At 66.9% G+C, this 20,541-nt stretch carries 20 protein-coding genes; 10 read left to right on the top strand and 10 right to left on the bottom strand.

Annotated elements, in window-relative coordinates; genetic code table 11:
- Positions 1 to 10: 10 nt before the first annotated feature.
- The 3 genes from coxB to HU825_RS04765 form a co-directional block, all read right to left on the bottom strand.
- Positions 11 to 1,144: a cytochrome c oxidase subunit II gene (coxB, locus tag HU825_RS04775; RefSeq protein ID WP_054094278.1), complete on the bottom strand. Its 1,134-nt coding sequence runs from the start codon at positions 1,142 to 1,144 to the stop codon at positions 11 to 13.
- A 228-nt stretch (positions 1,145 to 1,372) separates the two neighbouring features.
- The gene (locus tag HU825_RS04770; protein WP_043295005.1) at positions 1,373 to 1,636 is read right to left on the bottom strand and encodes a hypothetical protein; all 264 of its coding nucleotides are present in this window, start codon (positions 1,634 to 1,636) and stop codon (positions 1,373 to 1,375) included.
- A 150-nt stretch (positions 1,637 to 1,786) separates the two neighbouring features.
- Entirely contained in the window at positions 1,787 to 2,851 is a 1,065-nt protein-coding gene (locus tag HU825_RS04765; protein WP_054094279.1) for a PA0069 family radical SAM protein, read from the bottom strand.
- Positions 2,852 to 3,087: 236 nt separating this feature from the next.
- Here HU825_RS04765 and HU825_RS04760 point away from each other — a divergent pair, with 236 nt between their 5' ends.
- Positions 3,088 to 4,152 carry an acyltransferase family protein gene (locus HU825_RS04760; RefSeq protein WP_043295009.1) on the top strand — a complete coding sequence of 355 codons (1,065 nt, stop codon included), beginning with the start codon at positions 3,088 to 3,090 and terminating at the stop codon, positions 4,150 to 4,152.
- 824 nt (positions 4,153 to 4,976) lie between these two features.
- Here HU825_RS04760 and HU825_RS04755 read toward each other — a convergent pair.
- Positions 4,977 to 5,255, bottom strand: a complete 279-nt coding sequence (locus tag HU825_RS04755) for a YheV family putative zinc ribbon protein (protein ID WP_234303015.1) — start codon at positions 5,253 to 5,255, stop codon at positions 4,977 to 4,979.
- The gene (gene prlC / locus HU825_RS04750; protein WP_234303014.1) at positions 5,252 to 7,303 is read right to left on the bottom strand and encodes an oligopeptidase A; all 2,052 of its coding nucleotides are present in this window, start codon (positions 7,301 to 7,303) and stop codon (positions 5,252 to 5,254) included. Before prlC ends, HU825_RS04755 begins: the two co-directional genes overlap by 4 nt.
- Before the next feature lie 130 nt (positions 7,304 to 7,433).
- Between prlC and HU825_RS04745 the strand changes: the two genes are divergently transcribed.
- Complete coding sequence (locus HU825_RS04745) at positions 7,434 to 7,970, top strand: gamma carbonic anhydrase family protein (protein ID WP_054094281.1); 537 nt, start codon at positions 7,434 to 7,436, stop codon at positions 7,968 to 7,970.
- Positions 7,971 to 7,976: 6 nt separating this feature from the next.
- Here the strand turns inward: HU825_RS04745 and HU825_RS04740 are convergent, their stop codons facing one another.
- Positions 7,977 to 8,402 (bottom strand): VOC family protein, encoded by a 426-nt coding sequence (locus HU825_RS04740; protein WP_045159503.1) that lies wholly within the window; start codon positions 8,400 to 8,402, stop codon positions 7,977 to 7,979.
- Positions 8,403 to 8,621: 219 nt separating this feature from the next.
- Between HU825_RS04740 and HU825_RS04735 the strand changes: the two genes are divergently transcribed.
- The 3 genes from HU825_RS04735 (at position 8,622) to HU825_RS04725 (ending at position 10,527) form a co-directional block, all read left to right on the top strand.
- Positions 8,622 to 9,605 carry a zinc-dependent alcohol dehydrogenase family protein gene (locus HU825_RS04735; RefSeq protein ID WP_043295019.1) on the top strand — a complete coding sequence of 328 codons (984 nt, stop codon included), beginning with the start codon at positions 8,622 to 8,624 and terminating at the stop codon, positions 9,603 to 9,605.
- Positions 9,606 to 9,710: 105 nt separating this feature from the next.
- Positions 9,711 to 10,124: an SMI1/KNR4 family protein gene (locus tag HU825_RS04730; RefSeq protein ID WP_043295020.1), complete on the top strand. Its 414-nt coding sequence runs from the start codon at positions 9,711 to 9,713 to the stop codon at positions 10,122 to 10,124.
- Positions 10,125 to 10,152: 28 nt separating this feature from the next.
- A complete protein-coding gene (locus HU825_RS04725; RefSeq protein ID WP_043295022.1) occupies positions 10,153 to 10,527 on the top strand; it encodes a DUF3301 domain-containing protein in 375 nt (124 codons plus the stop codon).
- A gap of 24 nt (positions 10,528 to 10,551) precedes the next feature.
- On the opposite strand, the gene HU825_RS04720 is transcribed toward HU825_RS04725, so the two are convergent.
- Positions 10,552 to 11,517, bottom strand: coding sequence for a CobW family GTP-binding protein (locus HU825_RS04720; protein ID WP_043295023.1), 966 nt, complete (start codon positions 11,515 to 11,517; stop codon positions 10,552 to 10,554).
- 93 nt (positions 11,518 to 11,610) lie between these two features.
- Between HU825_RS04720 and HU825_RS04715 the strand changes: the two genes are divergently transcribed.
- The gene (locus tag HU825_RS04715; RefSeq protein ID WP_043295025.1) at positions 11,611 to 11,970 is read left to right on the top strand and encodes a hypothetical protein; all 360 of its coding nucleotides are present in this window, start codon (positions 11,611 to 11,613) and stop codon (positions 11,968 to 11,970) included.
- A 45-nt stretch (positions 11,971 to 12,015) separates the two neighbouring features.
- On the opposite strand, the gene HU825_RS04710 is transcribed toward HU825_RS04715, so the two are convergent.
- Complete coding sequence (locus HU825_RS04710) at positions 12,016 to 12,537, bottom strand: DUF3617 domain-containing protein (RefSeq protein WP_102828130.1); 522 nt, start codon at positions 12,535 to 12,537, stop codon at positions 12,016 to 12,018.
- A 130-nt stretch (positions 12,538 to 12,667) separates the two neighbouring features.
- Between HU825_RS04710 and HU825_RS04705 the strand changes: the two genes are divergently transcribed.
- The 4 genes from HU825_RS04705 to HU825_RS04690 all read left to right on the top strand — a co-directional run bounded on the left by HU825_RS04705 (position 12,668) and on the right by HU825_RS04690 (position 17,975).
- Entirely contained in the window at positions 12,668 to 13,189 is a 522-nt protein-coding gene (locus HU825_RS04705) for a sigma-70 family RNA polymerase sigma factor (protein ID WP_234303013.1), read from the top strand.
- Positions 13,186 to 14,136 carry a FecR domain-containing protein gene (locus HU825_RS04700; RefSeq protein ID WP_234303012.1) on the top strand — a complete coding sequence of 317 codons (951 nt, stop codon included), beginning with the start codon at positions 13,186 to 13,188 and terminating at the stop codon, positions 14,134 to 14,136. The genes HU825_RS04705 and HU825_RS04700 overlap by 4 nt, the downstream gene beginning before the upstream one ends.
- A gap of 112 nt (positions 14,137 to 14,248) precedes the next feature.
- Positions 14,249 to 16,726 carry a TonB-dependent siderophore receptor gene (locus HU825_RS04695; RefSeq protein WP_234303011.1) on the top strand — a complete coding sequence of 826 codons (2,478 nt, stop codon included), beginning with the start codon at positions 14,249 to 14,251 and terminating at the stop codon, positions 16,724 to 16,726.
- Positions 16,727 to 16,793: 67 nt separating this feature from the next.
- Positions 16,794 to 17,975: a PepSY-associated TM helix domain-containing protein gene (locus HU825_RS04690; protein ID WP_138300700.1), complete on the top strand. Its 1,182-nt coding sequence runs from the start codon at positions 16,794 to 16,796 to the stop codon at positions 17,973 to 17,975.
- Between the two features lie 46 nt (positions 17,976 to 18,021).
- Here HU825_RS04690 and HU825_RS04685 read toward each other — a convergent pair whose 3' ends face one another.
- Together HU825_RS04685 and HU825_RS04680 are read right to left on the bottom strand one after the other, a co-directional pair.
- Entirely contained in the window at positions 18,022 to 18,417 is a 396-nt protein-coding gene (locus HU825_RS04685; protein WP_043295035.1) for a DUF1850 domain-containing protein, read from the bottom strand.
- Positions 18,414 to 20,441 (bottom strand): TRAP transporter permease, encoded by a 2,028-nt coding sequence (locus HU825_RS04680; RefSeq protein WP_054094289.1) that lies wholly within the window; start codon positions 20,439 to 20,441, stop codon positions 18,414 to 18,416. The genes HU825_RS04685 and HU825_RS04680 overlap by 4 nt, the downstream gene beginning before the upstream one ends.
- Between the last annotated feature and the right edge of the window lie 100 nt (positions 20,442 to 20,541).

Below are 20,541 nucleotides of genomic sequence, written 5' to 3'. Positions count from 1 at the left end.
GCCTGTCCTCTTACTGGGTGGCTTCTTCGGCCTGTTTGAAATCCAGCACGTCTTTCGGCGTGACCATGTCGCCCTTGGCGTTGCCCCAGGCGTTGCGCTCGTAGGTGATGACCGCGGCCAGATCGACTTCCGAAAGCTGCTTGCCGAACGCCGCCATGGCGGTGCCCGGCTTGCCGTTGACGACGATGTTGATGTGGCCACCGGCCTCGCCGGTGGCGATGGCCGAGCCCTTGAGCGCCGGGAACATCGGCGGCAGGCCCTCGCCGGTCGGCTGGTGGCAGGAGGCGCAGTTGGTCTGGTAGACCTTCTCGCCGCGCGCGGAGAGTTCTTCGAGCGTCCACTCCTTGCCGGTCAGTTCCTTGAGCTTGGCGGCCTCGGCCTTGCGCTCGGCCATCCAGGCGGCGTAGTCCTCCTGCGATTTGACCTCCACCACCACCGGCATGAAACCGTGGTCCTTGCCGCACAGCTCGGTGCACTGCCCACGGTAGATGCCGGGCTGCTCGACTCGGGTCCAGGATTCGTTGACGAAGCCGGGAATGGCGTCCTTCTTCACCGCCAGGTCCGGCACCCACCAGGAATGGATCACGTCCGCCGCGGTGACCAGGAAGCGCACCTTGGCACCGGCCGGGATGACCAGCGGCTGGTCGACTTCCAGCAGGTAGTGCTCGCCCTTGGGCGCCTGGTTGTTGATCTGCTCGCGCGGCGTGGTGAGGTTGCTGAAGAACTCCACGTCCTCGCCCAGGTACTTGTAGTGCCACTTCCACTGGTAGCCGGTGATCTGCACATCGACGTCCGATTCGCTGGAGTCGTAGATGTGGATCAGCGTGCGCGTGGCCGGGACCGCCATGCCGATCAGGATCAGCAGCGGAATGATCGTCCAGAGCGCCTCGACCTTGGTGTTTTCGTGGAAGTTGGCCGACTCCTGCCGGCGTGAGCGACGATGCGCGATCATCGAATAGATCATCACGCCGAACACCAGCGCGCCGATGACCACGCAGATCCAGAAGATCGCCATATGCAGGTCGAATACCGAGCGACTGACCTCCGTCGCCCCCGAGCGCATGTTCACGTCCCAGGCCGCTTGCGCCTGGCTGACGAGCGTCGATAGTCCAAGCCCCATCCAGATGCATGGATGTCGAGACATTGCGGGTTCCCCTTATGATTCTTGTTATCCCGCCGACTGCCATCGCCACCGCCGAAAATCGTCTGGCCGGAATCGTTCCGGGATGCCAGCTACGTTTTCGATCAGCCCGATTTTGCCGCCGCACCGCCGCTATGAAGCGGTGGTTACGCCGGCGCCTGCACGCGCAGTCGGAACTTCAATCAGGTACGCCTACGAACGGAGTATAGACAGCCATTCCTGACTGGCAATTCAGACATCGGAAGCGTCTGCCACGCGGGTTGTGGGCGCATCGTTCTTCTTCACTCCACGCAAGTTCATCAGTGCCAGACAGACCTGCAGCACGATCAGCGCCCACGCCTGGGCGTGCCAACCCCAGATCACCCAGAGCAGATTGCTCAGCAGAAAACAGCAGAAACCGATGAAGCGCCGCCCCGGGCGCAGCGAGCCGATCAGCCAGGCAGCGATCACCGTGACGAGCATGGCCGGCCATTGCAGCAGATCGATCCAGTCCACAGCCCACTCCGATACGGGGATACAGGAATTGGTGCGGCGGCAGCGCCAGTTAGTTCCTCGCCGCCTGGCCCGCGGACGCTGCGTAGGGTGGAAAACCGCGCAGCGTTTTCCACGCGTCCGTCGGCATCTGCGCGCTGCCGGGGCACGCCGTCAAAGCAGATTCATCTGCCGGCCGGGCGGGGCGAAACGGCTGCAATCCAGACCGTGGTTCTGCTCGCGGCGGTTGAAGCCCAGGCGCCGGCAGGCCAGGCGGAAGCGCTGCGCCAGCAGCTCGGCGAACTGGCCTTCGCCGCGCATCCGGCTGCCGAAACGGCTGTCGTTGCTGCGGCCGCCACGCGACTGGCGCACCAGGCTCATTACATGCGCGGCGCGCTGCGGGAAGTGCTCGGCCAGCCAGGCCTCGAACAGCTCTGCCAGCTCGTGCGGCAGACGCAGCAGGACGTAGCCGGCCGACGCCGCGCCGGCGCCGCGGGCGGCTTCGAGCAGGTGTTCCAGCTCCATATCGTTGATCATCGGGATCATCGGCGCGCACATCACGCTGACCGGCACGCCGGCCTCGTGCAGCGTGCGCAGCACCCGCAGGCGCGCCGCCGGCGAGGCCGCGCGCGGCTCCATGATGCGTTTGAGTTCGTCGTCCAGCGTGGTGAGGCTGACCGACACGCTGACCAGCCGCTGCTCGGCCAGTGGCACCAGCAGGTCGAGGTCGCGCAGCACCAGCGAACCCTTGGTGATGATGTGCACCGGATGGCGGTAGCGCAGCAGGATCTCCAGCGCCTGGCGCGTCAGCCGCTGCTCGCGCTCCAGCGGCTGATAGGCGTCGGTGTTCACCCCCAGGGCGATCGGCTGCGGCACATAACCCGGCTTGCTCAGCTCCGCCTCCAGGCGCTCGGCAAGGTTGGTCTTGGCAATCAGCTTCGTCTCGAAATCGATACCCGGCGACAGGTCCCAGTAGGCATGGCTGGGCCGCGCGAAACAGTAGATGCAGCCGTGCTCGCAGCCGCGATAGGGGTTCACCGAGCGGTCGAAGCCGACATCCGGCGACTGATTGCGTGTCAGCACCGACTTGGCGATCTCCCGGCGCACCTCGGTGGCGCGTGTCGGCGGCACGTCCTGCTGCCAGCCGTCATCGTAGGCCTCGCTGCGTGTCGGCGCGAAACGGTTGTCGGGATTGATCGCGGTTCCGCGACCGCGGGGTGTCTGAGGCAAGCCGGGCATGAGGATCGAGCCTGTTACTGTTTATTCGTACAGTATTTTACTCGAGCAGCAGCCTGCTAGCGCGATCCGATCGACGGTGCGATGACCACCGGTCATCCGCTCCGGGAACATTTGCGCCGCGCCCGGGACAAACCAGTCTGGTCGGATTCCACAGGGATGCCGGTACGCGTACCGGCCCGGCAGTACCGGCCAGGCCTCTTCAATTCCATCGGCTGCCGACACCTCAGGAGCAGACCATGCAGACCTCCTTCCACACGCGGGAGAACAACTTCGACTTCCTGCGCTTCTTCGCCGCGGCGCTGGTGCTGTTCGCCCACAGTTATCCGCTGGTCGGGCGGCGCGGTGACGAGCCGCTGACCGTGCTGACCGGCTACGAGAAGGGCGGCTCGATCGCGGTCGGCATCTTCTTCGTCATGAGCGGCTACCTGATCGCCTCGTCCTGGCTGGCCAGCAGCAGTCCGCAGAGCTTCCTGCTCAAGCGCGCACTGCGCATCTTCCCGGCGCTGATCGTCGCGGTGCTGCTGACCACCTTCGTTCTCGGCCCGCTGGTCACGCAGTTCGACCTTGCTCGCTACCTCGCCGCGGACGGCACCTGGACCTACCTGCAGAACATCCTGCTGGTGACCCGTTTCGAGTTGCCCGGGGTATTCGACGGCAACATCTACCCGGACGTGGTCAACGGTTCGCTGTGGACGTTGCCGCTGGAAGTGTTGATGTACATCGGCGTGATGATCCTCGGGCTGACCGGCTTCCTCACGCGCCGGCGGATCTTCCTGCCGATCGCCGTGCTCGCCGTCGGGCATTTCTGGCTGCTGGGCAAGCTGGGCATCGATTCGTACTTCATCAAGAACATCTTCAAGCTCGGGCTGCTCTACTACACGGGCTCGGCGCTGTTCCTCTACCGCGACGACGTGCCCTGGCGCGGCTGGATCGCGGCGCTGCTGTTCGCCGCGCTGGTGGCGACTTTCCGGACCGACATCGGACAGCTGGTGTACTTCGTCGCGCTGCCGTATCTGGTGCTCTACCTGGCGTACGCGCCGCTGCCGTGGGTGTCGCGCTTCGGCAAGTACGGCGACTTTTCCTATGGGCTGTACATCTACGCGTTTCCGTTCCAGCAGCTGGCGGTCTACCTGTTCGGTCCGCAGATCGGTGTCGTCGGTCTGTCGCTGATTGCGTTGGTGCCGACGCTGATCTGCGCGGCGCTGTCCTGGCACCTGGTCGAGGCGCCGGCGATGAAGCTCAAGCGCCTGTTTGCCCGCGCGCCGCAGCCGGGGCGGGCGGCACGGGGCAGCGAGGGCTGATCCGGCGGCCCCAAGGGTCATCGCGCTTTCCCTGAAAAAGCAAAGATTGGCGGTATTGGCTGGCAGAACTGGGTGGTCTGCCTGCTCGTTTAGGTTTGTGGTCTGGAGATCAGGGCCATTACCGCGTGAGATGGTGGTTCTGGTTTCGGCCACCCGGCCGAGTCACTTTCTCTTTGCTCGCGCGAAAGAGAAAGTGACCAAAGAGAAAGCGCGCCCGACATCCGGGTCTGGCCTGCGACCAGACTTCCCTCGCTCCGGCGCCGCTCCGGGGGCACGTCACGAAGGGACGTCCCTGTCCCTTCGTGACTCGCTCGGCGTCCTGCCTCGCGTCCCCCTGCGCGACACCTCTACTCGGCCTCCTGACGGGATCGGAGCCCGAGTCGCCTGAAGGTTTTTCGTTGTTGCTTTGGCTTTTAGCTGCACGGGCTTTCAGGCGGCACCAACCGCCCCTTTCAGGAGGGTGAGTGGAATCGTTGCGTAAGGGAGCGAGCCGCATGGATGCGGCGAGAGGCTTAAAGGGCCAAGGATGGCCCTTGTAAGCCGGCCCCCTTGAAGCGGCGATGGAACGAACGGACCCTGCGCGAAGCGCAGGGCCGGATGCAGGGGCAAGCGGTTTTGGTTACTTTTGTCGGGGCCGGCCTCCGGCGACTGGCAAAAGTGACTCGCCCAGCAGGGCGAAACCAAGCTTTCAAGCGACTCTGCCGACCGGCGTGACTGCAACGTGCCCAGCAATGCCCGAAAACTGGCAGTTCCCCCCAAACATGAATGAGAAGAAAACAAAAAGCCCGCCATTTGGCGGGCTTTTTAGGTTCAACCGAGCCGCATCACTCCGGCTTCTTCAACTTAGGATTCGGAAAGAACTGCACTGACTGCACCTGCGGATTGGCCGCCTTGGGCTGGACCTTGTTGACCCGCGTGCCGAGTTCCAGCGGCACCGACTGGCCTTGGGCGTTGAGGATATCGGCATAGCCGCAGACCACGCATTCGCGGTGCGGCACGCCGTCGACATCCCACATCTTGATGCAGTCGCTGGCGCTGCACGCCGGGCACACGGCTCCGGCGATGAAGCGCTTGGTGGTGATTCGGGATACGTCGTTGCTCATGCCGCGGCCTCCGCTACCAGCCCGAGGTGGCGCAGCAGGGCGTCGATGGACGGCTCGCGGCCTCGGAAATCGACGAACAGTACCATCGGCTCCTGCGAGCCGCCACGGGCGAGGATCGCTTCGCGGAAGGCGCGGCCGGTCTCGGCGTTGAACACGCCTTCTTCCTCGAAGCGCGAGAAGGCGTCAGACGACAGCACCTCGGCCCACTTGTAGCTGTAGTAACCGGCCGCGTAACCGCCAGCGAAGATGTGCGCGAAGCTGTTGGGGAAGCGGTTGTAGGCCGGCGGCCGCATCACCGAGACCTCGTCGCGGATGTGTTCGAGCACCTCCAGCACGCTGCGGCCGTCGCCGTGGGTGGCGTGCAGCTCGAAGTCGAACAGGGAAAACTCCAGCTGGCGCGCCATCATCATGCCGGACTGGAAGTTCTTCGCCGCCAGCATGCGGTCCAGCTTGTCCTGCGGCAGGCGCTCGCCGGTCTGGTAGTGGCCGGAGATGTGCGCCAGGCCTTCGGGGTCCCAGCACCAGTTCTCCATGAACTGGCTCGGCAGCTCCACCGCATCCCAGGCCACGCCGTTGATGCCCGAGGCGCCGGCGTGCTCGACCTGGGTGAGCAGGTGATGCAGGCCGTGGCCGAATTCGTGGAACAGCGTGGTGACCTCATCATGGGTCAGCAGCGCCGGGCGCTCGCCCACCGGCGGAGTGAAGTTGCAGACCAGGTTGGCCACTGGCGTCTGCAGCGTGCCGGCGGCGGTGCGGCGCTTGTCGCGGGCACCGTCCATCCAGGCGCCGCCGCGCTTGTTCGGCCGCGCGTAGAGGTCGAAGAAGAAACGCCCGATGTGCTCGCCGTGCTCGCTGATCTCGAACAGGCGCACGTCCGGGTGCCAGCGCTCGAAGCCCTCCAGCTCGCGGATCTCGATGCCGTACAGGCGCTGGACGATGGCGAACAGGCCGGAGAGCACCTTGTCGATCGGGAAGTACTCGCGCAGCTCCTCCTGGTTCAGGCTGTAGCGGCTCTGGCGCAGCTTCTCGGCGTAGTAGCCCAGATCCCAACTCTGCAGGTCGTCCAGCCCCTGCTCGGCGGCGAAGGCGCGCAGTTCGGCCAGGTCGCGCGCGGCGAACGGCTTGCTGCGCACCGCCAGGTCGCGCAGGAAGCTCAGCACCTGCTCGGTGGATTCGGCCATCTTGGTCGCCAGCGACAGCTCGGCGAAGTTGCCGTAGCCCAGCAGCTGCGCGAGTTCGTGGCGCAGCGCGAGGATTTCTTCCATCACCGGGCCGTTGTCGAACTGCCCGGCGTTCGGCCCCTGATCGGAGGCGCGGGTGGAGTAGGCGGCGTAAACCTCCTCGCGCAGGCCACGATCGTCGGCGTAGGTCATCACCGCGTAGTAGCTGGGGAATTCCAGACTGATCAACCAGCCGTCGAGGTTCCTGGCCTTGGCTGCCTCGGCCATCTGCGCCTTGGCCGAGTCGGGGATGCCGGCCAGCAGGCTTTCGTCGGTGATGTGGCGGGTCCAGGCCTGGGTGGCGTCCAGCAGCTGGTTGGAGAAGCGGCTGCCCAGCTCGGCGAGCTTCATCTGGATTTCACCGAAGCGCTGCTGCTCGACCGGCGGCAGATCGATGCCGGACAGGCGGAAGTCGCGCAGCGCGTGGTCGAGAATGGTCTTCTGCGCCACCTCGTAGCCGGCCGCTTCCGGGCGCTGGGCCAGCGCCTGGTACGCCTCGAACAGCGCGCGGTTCTGCCCGAGTTCCGTCCAGTAGGCCGACAGCTTGGGCAGGCACGCCTCGTAGGCGGCGCGCAGTTCCGGGCTGTTGCACACTGCGTTGAGATGGCCGACCGGCCCCCAGGCGCGGCCGAGGCGGTCGTTCAGCTCGTCGAGGCCGACCACCAGGGTCTGCCAGTCGAGGCTTTCGGCCGGACGGCTGAGCAGCTCCAGGATCGCCACGCGGTTGTCGCCGAGGATGCTGTCGATGGCCGGTTCGACGTGCTCCGGGCGGATGGTGGAATAGGGCGGCAGGTCGAAGTCTTGCAGCAGGGGATTGTTCGCGCTCACGGGACACCTTGGATCGAAGAGGGTAGAACTCAGACCACACCGGCCGGGCGATGCTCCGGTCGTGCGGCGGCGGCAATGCCGGCCATCTTAATTACAATCGACTCTTCCCGCAGCCAGAGAGGTTTCTATCGTGGCGATACGCAGCTACCAAAACCGCACGCCGCAACTGGGCGAGCGCGTGTTCGTGGACGACTCCGCGGTGGTCATCGGCGATGTGGAAATCGGCGCCGACAGCTCGGTCTGGCCGCTGACGGTGATCCGCGGCGACATGCACCGCATCCGCATCGGCGCGCGCTCGAGCATCCAGGACGGCAGCGTGCTGCACATCACCCATGCCGGGCCGTACAACCCGGACGGCTTTCCGCTGACCATCGGCGACGAGGTCACGGTCGGGCACAAGGTCACGCTGCACGGCTGCACCCTGGGCAACCGCATTCTGGTGGGCATGGGCTCGATCGTGATGGACGGCGTGGTGGTCGAGGACGAGGTGATCATCGGCGCCGGCAGCCTGGTGCCGCCGGGCAAGACGCTCGAGTCCGGCTACCTCTATGTCGGCAGCCCGGTGAAGCAGGCGCGCCCGCTGACCGACAAGGAGCGCAGCTTCTTCAGCTATACCGCCGGCAACTACGTCAAGCTCAAGGACCAGCACCTCGCCGAGCGCGGCTGATCCCGCTCACTTGGCGAACAGCTGGCCGATGTCCTTGAACGCCTTGAACTCCAGGGCGTTGCCGCAGGGGTCGAGCAGGAACATGGTCGCCTGCTCGCCGACCTGGCCCTGGAAGCGCACGTAGGGCTCGATCACGAAGCGCGTGCCGCGCGCCTTCAGCCGCTCGGCCAGCGCCTCCCATTGCTCCCAGCCGAGCACCACGCCGAAGTGCGGCACCGGCACGTCGTGGCCATCCACCGGATTGCTGTGCGCCGCCTCCTGATGCGGCATCTTCGGCGCCTCGTGGATCACCAGCTGGTGGCCGAAGAAATCGAAATCCACCCAGTGCTCGCTGCTGCGGCCCTCGGCACAGCCGAACGCCTCGCCGTAGAAGGCACGGGCGGCGGCCAGATCGTAGACGGGAATGGCGAGATGGAAGGGCGAAAGCGTCATCGGGTCGTACTCCGGAAATGGCAAGACGTGTCGAGTGTAGAGACTTTTCTCGCAGTGCCGAGTGCCCTGGGCGGGCTGAAACCCACCCTACAAAGCCACGCCGAACCCGTAGGGTGGGCTTCAGCCCACCAGGCGTGCCTCGAATGGGCGGTACCTAGAGCCTTTTTCCGCTGATCGGCCTACCCTGCAGCAGAACAGGAGACGAAAGGAGAGCCGTCGATGCGCGCCATGCTGCTGGAACGAACCGGCGAACCGCTGCACCTGCGTGACATTCCCCAGCCGCAGCCCGGCCCCGGCGAGCTGCGCGTCAAGGTGCTGGCCTGCGGCGTGTGCCGCACCGACCTGCACGTGGTGGATGGCGAGCTGCCGGCGGCGCCGCTGCCGATCATTCCGGGCCACGAGATCGTCGGGCGGGTCGATGCACTGGGCGAGGGCGTCAGCGGTTTCGAGCTGGGCCAGCGCGTCGGCATTCCGTGGCTGGGGCATACCTGCGGCACCTGCAGCTATTGCCAGCACGCCGAGGAAAACCTCTGCGACGCGCCGCAATTCACTGGCTACACCCGTCCCGGCGGCTACGCCGAATACGTGGTGGCCGACGCGCGCTTCGCCTTCGCCCTCGGCGAGGACGGCGACCCCGTAGCACTGGCGCCGCTGCTCTGCGCCGGGCTGATCGGCTGGCGTTCGCTGGTCAAGGCCGGTGACGGCAAGCGCCTCGGGCTGTACGGCTTCGGCGCCGCGGCGCATATCGTCATGCAGGTGGCGCGCTGGCAGGGACGTGATGTCTATGCCTTCAGCCGCCCTGGCGATGTGGCCGCGCAGGACTTCGCCCGTTCGCTGGGTGCGCTCTGGGCGGGTGATTCGGGCGAGCTTCCGCCGGTGCCGCTGGATGCGGCGATCATCTATGCACCGGCCGGCGAGCTGGTGCCGGCGGCGCTGCGCGCGGTGCGCAAGGGCGGCCGGGTGGTCTGCGCCGGCATCCACATGAGCGACATCCCGAGCTTTCCCTACGACATCCTCTGGCAGGAACGCGAGCTGGTTTCGGTGGCCAACCTGACCCGACAGGATGGTCTGGACTTCTTCCCGGTCGCCGCGCAGGTCGGCATCCATACCGAAATCCATGCCTACCCGTTGGAAAAGGCCAACCAGGCGCTGGACGATCTGCGCCACGGGCGCTTTCAGGGCGCGGCGGTACTGGTGCCCTGAACCGCCGGGCACGGCTGCCGCGCCACCGGCGCCGCGCGGCTGGTTCGGCGCACCGCGGGGCTGTATAACGGCGCCTTGCCCCGCGGTGCATGAACAGGAGGAGCGATGGAAGAAGTCATCGAAGAGCTGCGCGAACGCAACGAGCCGGTGCCGGTGCCGCTCGAGCTGCCGGACGACGAACAACTGGTCGAGGTCGAGGAGCAGCTGTTCATCAACCTGCCGTTCGGCCTGCGCGAGTTCCTGCTGCTGGTCAGCGACGTGGTCTACGGCCGGCTGGAGCCGGTCACCGCCAGCGATCCGCAGTCGCACACCTACCTGCCGGAAGTGGCCGCCAACGCCTGGGACGCCGGCGTGCCGCGCGATCTGCTGCCGATCTGCCAGGACGGCCCCGATTACTACGTGGTCGATCTGGAGGGTGAGGTCACGCTGTTCGACGGCGAAAGCCACGAGCTCACCGAGCAGACCTGGGAAACGGTCTGGCACTGGGTGCGCGACGTGTGGCTGGAAAGCGGCGCATGAGCATCGCGATGAGCGGCGGGAACGCGCCATGCTGACGCTCGGTAACCTGTTCGTCTTCCTGGTCCTGGCCAGCGTGGTGGCGTGGCTCTGGCACGGCCACGGCATTCGCGAGCGCGCGCTGGTCGCGGCGCGCCGGCATTGTCAGAAGCTGGACGTCGAGCTGCTCGACGGCAACGTCGCCTTCAAGCGTCTGGCGCTGCTGCGCGATGGCGCCGGACATCGTCGCCTGGCGCGCGTCTATGGCTTCGAGTTCACCGTGACCGGCGAGCAGCGGCACGTCGGGCAGATCGTCATGTTCGGCGCGCACGTCGGGCGGATCGAGCTTGAGGCGCATCCGTTCCGTGCCCCCGCCGAGCCGCCGAGCGGGCAGGTCATCCAGCTCGATGACTGGCGGCGCCACTAGCCGGCGTTGAAAGCAACCTGCTGACTAGCCGATCCGGCACTCATCGAGCGACTGTTGCAGCGCCGCCTGCGCTTGCGGTGCGACGAAGATCAGCTCCAGTCGCGAATCCTTGCGCCACTCGCTCGGTTGCAGATGCATCGGCGCGCCATCCAGCGCGTTGCCGGACAACCAGCCGCTTTCGCCATGCAGCACCAGCTTGGCGCGCCGCCATGGCCAGCGGCGCAGCCAGTGTTGCAGCCGTGCCATGTCGAAGCGCTGGCTCGGATGCCAGCGCCAGCCGATGCTCCAGCCGTCCGCGCCGGCCTGAACCTGGCAGATCGGCTGACGCGGATCGAGCCAGATGCCGGGCAGTGGCGCCGCAGCGGCCGGCAGTGCATCGCGACCATTGTCCGCGCACGCCTGCTGGGCGCTGCCCGGCAGCTGCGCCAGCGGTAGCGCGCCCTGTTCGGTCCAGTGCAGCGGCCGCGCCGGCAGGCGCGCGGCGAGTGCCGTCCGCGTCGCGGCATCCAGCGCTGCGCTCTTGTTCAGCACCAGCAGGCCGGCACTGTCCAGCGCCTGCTGCTGGCTGTCCGGGAGTGCCGCGCCGTGCGCCAGCGCGGCGGCATCCAGTACCAGCACGCTGGGCTGCACGGCCAGCACCTCGGTCCACGGCGGCTGGCGGAGCTGGCGCAGCAGCTCGGCCGGATGGCCAAGCCCGGAGGGTTCGATCAGCAGGCGCTGCGGCCGGGCCTGGCGCAGCAGGCGCGTCAGGCCGACCTGAAACGGCAGGCCGTTGACGCAGCACAGGCAGCCGCCGGCAACCTCGGCGATGCCGATGCCAGCGGCATCGGTGCTCAGCAGGGCGGCATCCAGGCCGATCTGGCCGAATTCGTTGACCAGCACCGCCCAGCGCTCGCCCGCCGGCTTCTGCCTCAGCAGGTTGCGGATCAGGCTGGTCTTGCCGGCGCCCAGCGGGCCGCCGATCAGGTGGGTAGGAATCTGTGTGAGCATGCCGGCATGGTCCGCATTTTGGCGTGCGCGGGGAAGCCGTTTTTCCGCGCCGCCATGCTAGAGTCGCCGCCGTTCGAGGGAGAGGGTCACGCGATGCGTCCGATGTTGCTGCTGCCGCTGCTGCTGAGTCTGGCCGGTGAGGTGCTGGCCGAGGCCTGCATCGTCCATAGCCGGGATGCGCGCATCGAAGTGCGGCTCTGCCAGCAGAATCGCAACATCCCCGCCGAACTGTTCCGCAGCGGCTTCTGCCAGCCGCAGCTCAAGGACCAGCAGGTGGACGTGGAGTTCGTCGAGAGCTGCCCAAGCGGTGCGTTCGGCATCTGCCGCGACGCCCAGGTGTCCAACCTGCCGTACCGCCAGGACATCCACTATTACGGCGTCGCCAGCGACGGCCGCTTCCTCCGGCCGGCCTGCGAACAGAACAGCGGCGGGCGCTGGGAAAGCGGCGACTGACCCGCGCAGCCCAGTGCGGCCGGGGGTTTCACGTGGAACGACCGGCTAGCGTGCGGGTTTCAGCGCGCCGCAATCCTCCCCGAGCCAGCGCGCCTGCGACTCCATGCGACTGCTGCCGCGCTCGCCGCCGGCGCTGTACTGGCTTTCCACCACGCTGACGAATTCACGCTCGCTGATGAAGCGGGTTTCGCCCTGGCCGCTGGCGTCCGGGCACTGGAAGCGGAATTTCCACAGGCGATCCGTGCGTTCGGTGATCTCCTGGGTGCAGTCGGGCTGATCGCTGAACGGCAGTTCCTCGGCATTCACCTGCGCCTCACTGAGGCAGATGCGCACGCCCTGGCCACCGAGCTGTACGCCCTGCGCGGCGAGCATGTCCTCCATCTGCTGGCGCTGCGCGGCCGGCAGGTTCTGCATCTGTTCGAGCATCTCGCTGACGCCAGGCATCTGCTGGCCGTCGACCTGGATGTCGCGGCTGGTGAATTCCCACAGGCCAGGCAGGATCGGCGCGGCCTGCACCGGCAGGCTGCATGAGAGCAGGAAGGCGAAGGCGATCAGGGTGCGGTTCATGGCGTGGCTCCGTGGCAACAGGGGTTTACCCAGCGTAGCCAAACCCTGGGAGCACGCGCGCAAGGCGAATGCCGTGGCGTGTGTTGTTGAGAAGCGTTAGCATTCAGCACTCAGCATCCGGGAGGTCCTCATGGCCGCCGACGGTTTCATCCGGCAGCAATTCGTGCAGCGGCTCTACGTCGAGCATCACGGCTGGCTGAACGGCTGGCTGCGCCGCCACCTGAAGTGCAGCCAGCGTGCCGCCGACCTGGCGCAGGACACCTTCGTCCGCGTGCTGACCAGGGAAGCGCAGGACCTGTCCGCCATCCGCGAGCCGCGCGCCTACCTGCACACCATCGCCAAGGGGCTGCTGATCAACCACTGGCGGCGTCGGCAGATCGAGCAGGCCTATCTCGACGCGCTGGCGCTGCAGCCCGAACCGCTGGCGGCGTCGCCGGAAGAGCAGGCGCTGATCGTCGAGACGCTGCTGCAGATCGACGCGATGCTCGACCGCCTGCCGCACAAGGTGCGCCGCGCCTTCCTCATGTCGCAGCTGCAGGGCATGACCTACTCCGCCATCGCCGCCGAGCTGGAGGTGTCCGAACGGATGGTCAAGAAGTACATGGCGCAGGCCATGCTGCATTGCCTGATGCTGCTGGACGACGACGCATGAGCCTCGATTACCGCGTGCTGCAGGAGGCCGCCGAATGGTTCGCGCGGCTCGAATCGGATACGGTCGACGCCGCCGAGCGCGAGGCCTGGGCCGCCTGGGTGCGCCAGCCGGAACACGCGCGCGCCTGGCAGAAGGTGCAGCGCATCAGCGGTCGATTCGCGCCGCTGAGCGCGCATCCGGCCGGGCGCGCGGCGGGTGGCATGCTGCAGCAGCGCACGCCGAGCCGCCGGCAGGCGCTCAAGCTGCTGTCGCTGGTGTGTGGCGGTGCGGCGCTGGGGCTGGCGGGCGGCAGGCTGCCCTGGCAGGACTGGAGCGCCGATCTGCGCACCGGCGTCGGCGAGGTGCGCGAGACGCGGCTCGCCGATGGATCGCGGCTCTGGCTGAACACCGACAGCGCGGCGGATGCCGGCTTCGACGGCGCGCTCCGGCGGCTGGCGCTGTATCGCGGCGAAGTGTTGGTCGAAGCCGTGGACGAAGCGCGACCGCTGCTGCTGCGAAGCCGCGAGGGCCAGTTGCGCGTCACGCAGGCGGCGCGCTTCTCGGTGCGCCAGCGTGACGGCAGCACCCAGCTCAGCGTGTTCAGCGGCATGGTGGACATCCAGCCGGATGACAGCGGACTCGGCCGTGGCATCGGCGCCGGGCAGCAGGTCGGCTTCAGTGCCAACCGGATCGGTCCGCCCGCGCCGGTACAGGCCGGGCAGCAGGCCTGGTCGCGCGGCATCCTGCTGGCGGACAACCTGCGCCTGGTGGATTTCCTTGCCGAGCTGGCGCGCTACCGCCACGGCTATCTCGGCTGCGATCCGCGCATCGCCGAACTGCGCGTGGTCGGTGCCTTCCCGCTGGCCGACAGTGACCGTGTGCTCGATGCGCTGGCGGCGACGCTGCCGGTACGCGTGCAGCGGCGCATGTCCTGGTGGGTCAGCCTGGAGCCTTCCGGCGCGGCGTGATGCGATTGCATCGCCAATGAAAAATAATCGCATATGAGGTTCCCTTTTATCGGTGGTAACGGGCTTCAGCTGCAAAGGCCATGTGCCGGTCCTCACCACTAGGGATTTTTTCATGCGTTCAGCCCCCCATCGTCCGCGCGTGCTTGCGCGCGCCATCCGCGCCACCCTGTTCTGCCTGCCGCTGACGGCCACGCTGCCCGGCCTGGCGAGCGCCACCGAACCGGCTTCGAGCCAGCAGGCGCAGAGCCGCTACGACATTCCCGCCGGCGCGCTGTCCAGCGTGCTGAGCCGCTTCGCCGGCGAGGCCGGCGTGCTGCTGTCGGTGGATGGCAGCCTGCTGCAGGGCCTGCAGTCGGACGGTCTGCGCGGTCAGTACGGTGTCGACGATGGCTTTGCCGCACTGCTTGCCGGCAGCGGCCTGCAGGCGGTGCGCGACAGCCAGGGCACCTACTCGCTGGTCCGCCGCGCCAGCGAAACCGGTGCGGTCGAGTTGCAGCCGATGACCGTGCAGGGCTTCGCCCTGGGCAACGCGCTGGGCGAGATGGACGGCTACAGCGCCACCCACAGCAGCGTGGCGACCAAGACCAGCATGCCGCTGGTGGAAACCTCGCAGACCGTCTCGGTGGTCACCCGCCAGCAGATCGAGGATCAGGGCTCGCGCTCCATCGCCCAGGCGGTGCGCTACACGCCGGGCCTGATGAGCACGCCCTACGGCGCGACGACCCGCTACGACTATGTCGCCATGCGCGGCATCACCGATGGTTCGGTGGACAACCTCTACCTCGACGGGCAGAAGCTGCTCGGTGACAGCGGCACCTACAGCAGCCTGCAGGTCGATCCATACTTCATCGAGCGCATCGACATCCTCAAGGGGCCGTCCTCGGTGCTCTACGGCCGCAGCCTGCCCGGCGGGCTGGTGGCGATGACCACCAAGAAGCCGCAGCACGAAACCCGTCGCCAGCTGCAGTTCTCCTACGGCAGCCACGACTACAAGCAGACCGCGTTCGATTTCACCGGGCCGCTGGAGGACGAGCGCATCGCCTATCGCCTCGCGGGTGTGGTCAAGGATGCCGACAACCAGGTCGATGGCATCGAGGAACAGCGCTACGCGGTGATGCCGTCGGTGAGCATCGACTTCACCGACGACACCCGCCTGACCCTGCTGGCGATGCTGCAGAAGGACCCCGAGAGCGGCTATCACGGTGGCCTGCCGGCGGACGGCACGGTGACCTCGCACAACGGCCAGCGCATTTCGCGCAGCTTCTTCGAGGGCGACGAGGATTACGAGCAGTTCGAGCGCGACCAGCAGATGATCGGCTATCAGCTGGAGCATCGCTTCAACGACGTGGTTTCGGCGCGGCAGAATTTCCAGTACCTCGACTCGACCGTGGAATCCGGCCAGGTCTACCAGTACGGCTACGCGACGGCCGACGAGCTGGTGCGCTACTACACCGGTGCCGACGAGGCGCTGCACGCCTGGACGATCGACAACCAGCTGCAGTTTCTCTTCGATACCGGCGCGCTCAGCCACACTCTGGTGACCGGCCTCGACTATCAGCGGCGCAAGGCGAAGGTCGCCTACGACGCCGGCTACGGCCTGGCGCCGATCAACCCTTACAGCGGCGCAGTCGGCGTCGGCAGCCCGGTGTTCTACCACCAGTACGACGAGACCCGCGAGCTGGAGCAGACCGGCCTGTATGTGCAGGACCTGATCAGCCTGGGCAACTGGCGCTTCTCGCTGGGCATGCGTCAGGACTGGGTGGATGTGTCGTTCGACCATACCGAGGATGCGAGCTACGGCGATCAGGCCGATAACGCCAAGCTCGAGCAGTTCACCGGCCGCGTCGGCGTGCTCTATGCCTTCGACAACGGCCTGTCGCCGTATGCCAGCTACTCCGAGTCGTTCAACCCCAACGCCACCGCGGCCTACAACGAGGTTGCACCGGGCGTCTACGACATCGCGTTGCTCGATCCCACCGAGGGCGAGCAGGTCGAGGTCGGCCTGAAGTACCAGCCGCTGGGCACCGATGATCTGTACACCATCTCTTGGTTCGACCTGAAACAGTCCAACCTGGCGAACAAGGATTCCAACGAGAACTTCTACCGCGCGGTCGGCGAGCTGACCTCCACGGGCGTGGAAGTCGAGGCGCGTCTGAAACCGGTGGAGCAGGTCAACCTGATCGCCAGCTACACCTACATGGACGTCGAGTATTCCAAGGACTTCACCGGCGCCGCCGGGGTGAACAACCGCGGTAACCGGCCCAACGCCGTGGCGCGCAACATGGCTTCGCTGTGGGCCGACTACACGTTCGATCAGGGACCGCTGGCCGGTCTGCAGATCGGCGGTGGCGCGCGCTACTTCGGCAAGAGCTGGGCCGATGCGGAGAACACCCTGCACATCCCGTCCTACACGCTGTACGACGCCATGCTCGGCTACGACCTGTCGCGCGTCGGGCTGCAGGGGGTCGGCGTGCGCCTGAACCTGAACAACCTCACCGACGAGAAGTACGTCGCCGCGTGCAACAGCCTCAGCCAGTGCTACTACGGCGAGGCGCGCAACGTCATGGCCACCGTGACCTACGACTTCTGAACGCCCCCAGCGGCCGCCGGCTCCCAAGGGGCGGCGGCCTTGTGCTTTCTGCAAACGGAGACCGCCGATGCGCCCGATCCTCGTGCTGCTGCACCGCTACGTCGGCCTTGCGACCGCGCTGTTCCTGTTTCTCGCCGGCCTCACCGGCAGCGTGCTGGCCTTTCATCACGAGCTGGACGAGTGGTTGAACCCGGAGTTCTACCACACCGCCAGTGACGGTCCGCTGCTGGCGCCGGGCACGCTGGTCGAGCGCGTCGAGGCGGCCAACCCGCGCCTGCAGGTCTGGTACATGGAGTTCGCGGACGAACCGGGCCACGCCGCGCTGCTGGCCCTGGTGCCGCGCAACGATCCGGCCACCGGCAAGCCCTTTGCCGAGCGCCCGGTGGTGCATTACCTCGACACCGTGACCGGCGAGACCGTGGGCACGCGCTACTGGGGCGAGTGCTGCTTCTCGCGCAAGAATCTGGTGCCGTTCCTGCTCGAGTTCCACTACAACCTTGCGCTGCCCGGCAACTGGGGGCTGTGGCTGATGGGCCTGGTGGCGATCGCCTGGGTGATCGACTGCCTGGTCTCGCTGCTGCTGACCTTGCCGCGCGGCCGGCCGTTCTTCGGCAAGTGGTGGACGGCCTGGAAGATCAAGCGCCAGCGCCTGAACCACGACGTGCACCGCGCCGGCGGCCTGTGGCTGTGGCTGCTGCTGACGCCAGTGGCGGTCAGCAGCGTGGCGATGAACCTGCCGGAGCAGGTGTTCAAGCCGGTGGTCTCGCTGTTCTCCGCGGTGGAGCCGAGCGTCTATGAGGCGCGCGGGCGGCTGCCGGCTGAGCAGCTGGGCAGCACCGCCTACGACTTCCATCAGGCCTACGACTACGCCATGCAGCACGCGGCGACGCTGGGCCTGCGCGAGCCGATCACCGAGCTGTACTACAGCTTCGAGTACAACTTCTACGGCGCCGGTTTCGGTGCGCACGACAGCAACCAGGGCAACGCCTGGCTGTTCTTCCACGGCACCGACGGCACGCGGCTGCTCGGTCAGGAAATCCCCGGCCAGGGCACGCTGGGCCAGCAGTTTCACCTGCTGCAACCGGCGATCCACGGCGGACGCATCCTCGGCCTGCCGGGGCGCATCCTGATCGCCGTGCTCGGCGTGGCGATTGCCGTGCTGTCGGTGACCGGCGTGGTGATCTGGTGGCGCAAGCGCCGTGCGCGGCAGCACGCGGCGTTGCGGCGGGAAGTGGAGCTGGCGGTCTGAGCAGGAGCGTAGGGTAGGCAACGCTTTAACGATCCACCGCCGAGGCTCAGGATCGCCGCGCCACCTCGCAGCTCCACAGCTCCAGCCCCGGTCGGTCGGCGCGCGGCGGGCCGAGCCATTCGCTCAGCGCGTGGCACTGTCCGTCGAAGCACAGCTGGTAGTCACCGGCCTCGGGCGTGCGGCCGACGCGCAGCGGCTGCAGCGCCGGCAGTTGGCGCCGGTAGTGCCAGGCGCCGTTGCGCAGTTCGGCACCTTCCGGCGCTTCCATGCCGGCCCCCGAACCCTTGATCCGCGCTTCGCCGAGCAGCAGGCCGTCCGCCGTGACGCGGTAATCCTCCTCCCAGCGGATCTTCTCGATGGTGTGGTTCCACGCCAGGGTGAAGGCGGGTGTGGGCAGTTGCGCCCACACCACACCGGCCAGGCCCAAGCAGAGGCCGATCACGCCGTTGCCAGCCGCTCGGTGCGACGGGCGCGCCAAATATGCTGCGCCAGCAGCGCAATGCCCAGCACGAAGCCGATTTCATCACTGACCGGCATGGCCAGAATCAGCGCGACGCCAGCGGCGAACGCCCACAGGCGCTCCCAGATCGGCATGCGCAGGCTCAGGTGGCCGGTAACCGCCATGCCCCACAGGCACACCGCGAAGACCGTCTTGACCACCATGTACGCCGTGGCCAGCCAGCTGTCGCCCTGCATCATCAGCGCCGGGTCGTAGACGGCCATGAACGGCACCACGAAGCCGGCGGCGGCGATGCGGATCGCCCACAGGCTGATCTTGAAGCCGTTCTCGCGCGCGATCGGTGCCGCGGCGAAGCAGGCCAGCGCGACCGGCGGCGTCAGGTCGGCCATCAGCCCGAAGTAGAAGACGAACATGTGCGAGACGATCAGCGGCACGCCCAGCTGCTCCAGCGCCGGCGCGGCGATGGCGCTGGTGATGATGTAGTTGGGAATCGTCGGAATGCCCATGCCCAGCACCAGGCAGGTCAGCATCGTCAGTAGCAGCGAGAGGAACAGGTTGTTCTCGCCGATGGCTAGGATGTAGCCGGCGAAGGTACTGGCGATGCCGGTCAGCGAAACGATGCCGATGATCACCCCCACCAGCACACAGGCGATACCCACCGGGATCGCGTGGCGTGCGCCCTCGACCAGGGCGTACAGGCAGGCGCGCAGGGTGTCGTGACCGCCCTTGATGAACCAGCAGGCCACCACCAGCGCACCGATGACGCCGAAGATCACTCCGATGCCGAGCTGGAAGAAGCCGGCGCAGAGCACGCCCAGGGCGATCCAGAACACCGCGCGCAGCCAGAAGCTGTTGGCCTTGAGGATGATCGCCGAGCCGAGGATGACGATGGCCGTCAGCGCCAGGCCCACCGTGCCGGAGAACATCGGCGTGCGGCCGGAAAACAGCAGGAACACCAGCACCGCCAGCGGCACTAGCAGGAACCAGCGCTCCTTGACCGATGCCCAGGCGCTCGGGCACTGGTCTTTCGGTAGGCCCTTGAGGCCCTTGCTGCGTGCCTCCAGGTGCACGATCCAGAATACCGCGAAGAAGTACAGCATCGCCGGAATCAGCGCTGCCTTGGCGACTTCCACGTAAGGCACATTGATGGTTTCGGCCATGATGAAGGCGACCGCGCCCATCACCGGCGGCATGATCTGCCCGCCCATGCTCGCGGTGGCCTCCACCGCGCCGGCGAAGGCTGGCTTGTAGCCGAAGCGCTTCATCAGCGGGATGGTGAACTGGCCGGTGGTGACCACGTTGGCCACGCCCGAGCCGGTGATGGTGCCCATCAGCGCCGAGGACACCACCGAGACCTTGGCCGGGCCGCCGGTCTTGTGCCCGAACAGGCCCATCGCGAAGTCGGTGAACAGCTTGATCATCCCGGCCTGCTCGAGGAACGAGCCGAACAGGATGAACAGGAAAATGTAGGTCGCCGAGACGTAGGTCGGCGTGCCGTAGAAACCCTCGGTACCGAACGACAGCTGGTTGATGATCTGGTCGAAACCATAGCCACGGTGGGCGAAGTCGCCCGGCAGGTATTCGCCCAGCAGCCCGTAGGCCAGGAACAGCGCGCAGATCAGCGGCAGCGCGATGCCCATCACCCGGCGCCCGGCCTCGAACACCAGCACCGTGAGGGTGATGCCGACGATCAGGTCGGTTTGCGTCAGGTCACCGGAGCGCTGCACCAGATCGGCCTCGAAGTACCACTGGTAGAACGCCGTGGCCATGCCGGCCAGGCCCAGCAGCCAGGCCATCGGCTGCCACGGGCGGTCGTTGCCGCGCGCCGGGTAGCAGAGGAACACCATCAGCAGCAGGAAACCGACGTGGCCGGCGCGCAGTACCTGGCTGGACACCGGGTGGAAGGCCGCGGTGATGATCTGGTAGGTGGAAAACAGCAGGGCCGTGTAGAACAGCGCCTTCGGCCATTCGCTGGGGCTGGCGTGCAGGCCTTTGGATTCGCTCATGGAGAACTCTCCGGAACAGCGGCTTCAAGCGTCGGGGCTTCAAGCGGACGATGCGGGGGACGCTGCCCGTGGCGCGGGCAGCGTGTCATTGCGGGTTCCG

Origin of the sequence: Pseudomonas phenolilytica, assembly GCF_021432765.1 — a bacterium.
Taxonomy (GTDB): domain Bacteria; phylum Pseudomonadota; class Gammaproteobacteria; order Pseudomonadales; family Pseudomonadaceae; genus Stutzerimonas; species Stutzerimonas phenolilytica.
This window is presented reverse-complemented; position numbering and strand designations above follow the sequence as displayed.

Coding starts and splice junctions, on each gene's coding strand:
- HU825_RS04760 (WP_043295009.1), top strand. CDS start 3,088: ATGCAGACCTCCTTCCACACGCGGGAGAACAACTTCGACTTCCTGCGC.
- HU825_RS04765 (WP_054094279.1), bottom strand. CDS start 2,851: ATGCCCGGCTTGCCTCAGACACCCCGCGGTCGCGGAACCGCGATCAAT.
- HU825_RS04755 (WP_234303015.1), bottom strand. CDS start 5,255: ATGAGCAACGACGTATCCCGAATCACCACCAAGCGCTTCATCGCCGGA.
- coxB (WP_054094278.1), bottom strand. CDS start 1,144: ATGTCTCGACATCCATGCATCTGGATGGGGCTTGGACTATCGACGCTC.
- HU825_RS04735 (WP_043295019.1), top strand. CDS start 8,622: ATGCGCGCCATGCTGCTGGAACGAACCGGCGAACCGCTGCACCTGCGT.
- HU825_RS04740 (WP_045159503.1), bottom strand. CDS start 8,402: ATGACGCTTTCGCCCTTCCATCTCGCCATTCCCGTCTACGATCTGGCC.
- HU825_RS04720 (WP_043295023.1), bottom strand. CDS start 11,517: ATGCTCACACAGATTCCTACCCACCTGATCGGCGGCCCGCTGGGCGCC.
- HU825_RS04695 (WP_234303011.1), top strand. CDS start 14,249: ATGCGTTCAGCCCCCCATCGTCCGCGCGTGCTTGCGCGCGCCATCCGC.
- HU825_RS04680 (WP_054094289.1), bottom strand. CDS start 20,441: ATGAGCGAATCCAAAGGCCTGCACGCCAGCCCCAGCGAATGGCCGAAG.
- HU825_RS04730 (WP_043295020.1), top strand. CDS start 9,711: ATGGAAGAAGTCATCGAAGAGCTGCGCGAACGCAACGAGCCGGTGCCG.
- HU825_RS04700 (WP_234303012.1), top strand. CDS start 13,186: ATGAGCCTCGATTACCGCGTGCTGCAGGAGGCCGCCGAATGGTTCGCG.
- HU825_RS04705 (WP_234303013.1), top strand. CDS start 12,668: ATGGCCGCCGACGGTTTCATCCGGCAGCAATTCGTGCAGCGGCTCTAC.
- HU825_RS04690 (WP_138300700.1), top strand. CDS start 16,794: ATGCGCCCGATCCTCGTGCTGCTGCACCGCTACGTCGGCCTTGCGACC.
- HU825_RS04710 (WP_102828130.1), bottom strand. CDS start 12,537: ATGAACCGCACCCTGATCGCCTTCGCCTTCCTGCTCTCATGCAGCCTG.
- HU825_RS04715 (WP_043295025.1), top strand. CDS start 11,611: ATGCGTCCGATGTTGCTGCTGCCGCTGCTGCTGAGTCTGGCCGGTGAG.
- HU825_RS04725 (WP_043295022.1), top strand. CDS start 10,153: ATGCTGACGCTCGGTAACCTGTTCGTCTTCCTGGTCCTGGCCAGCGTG.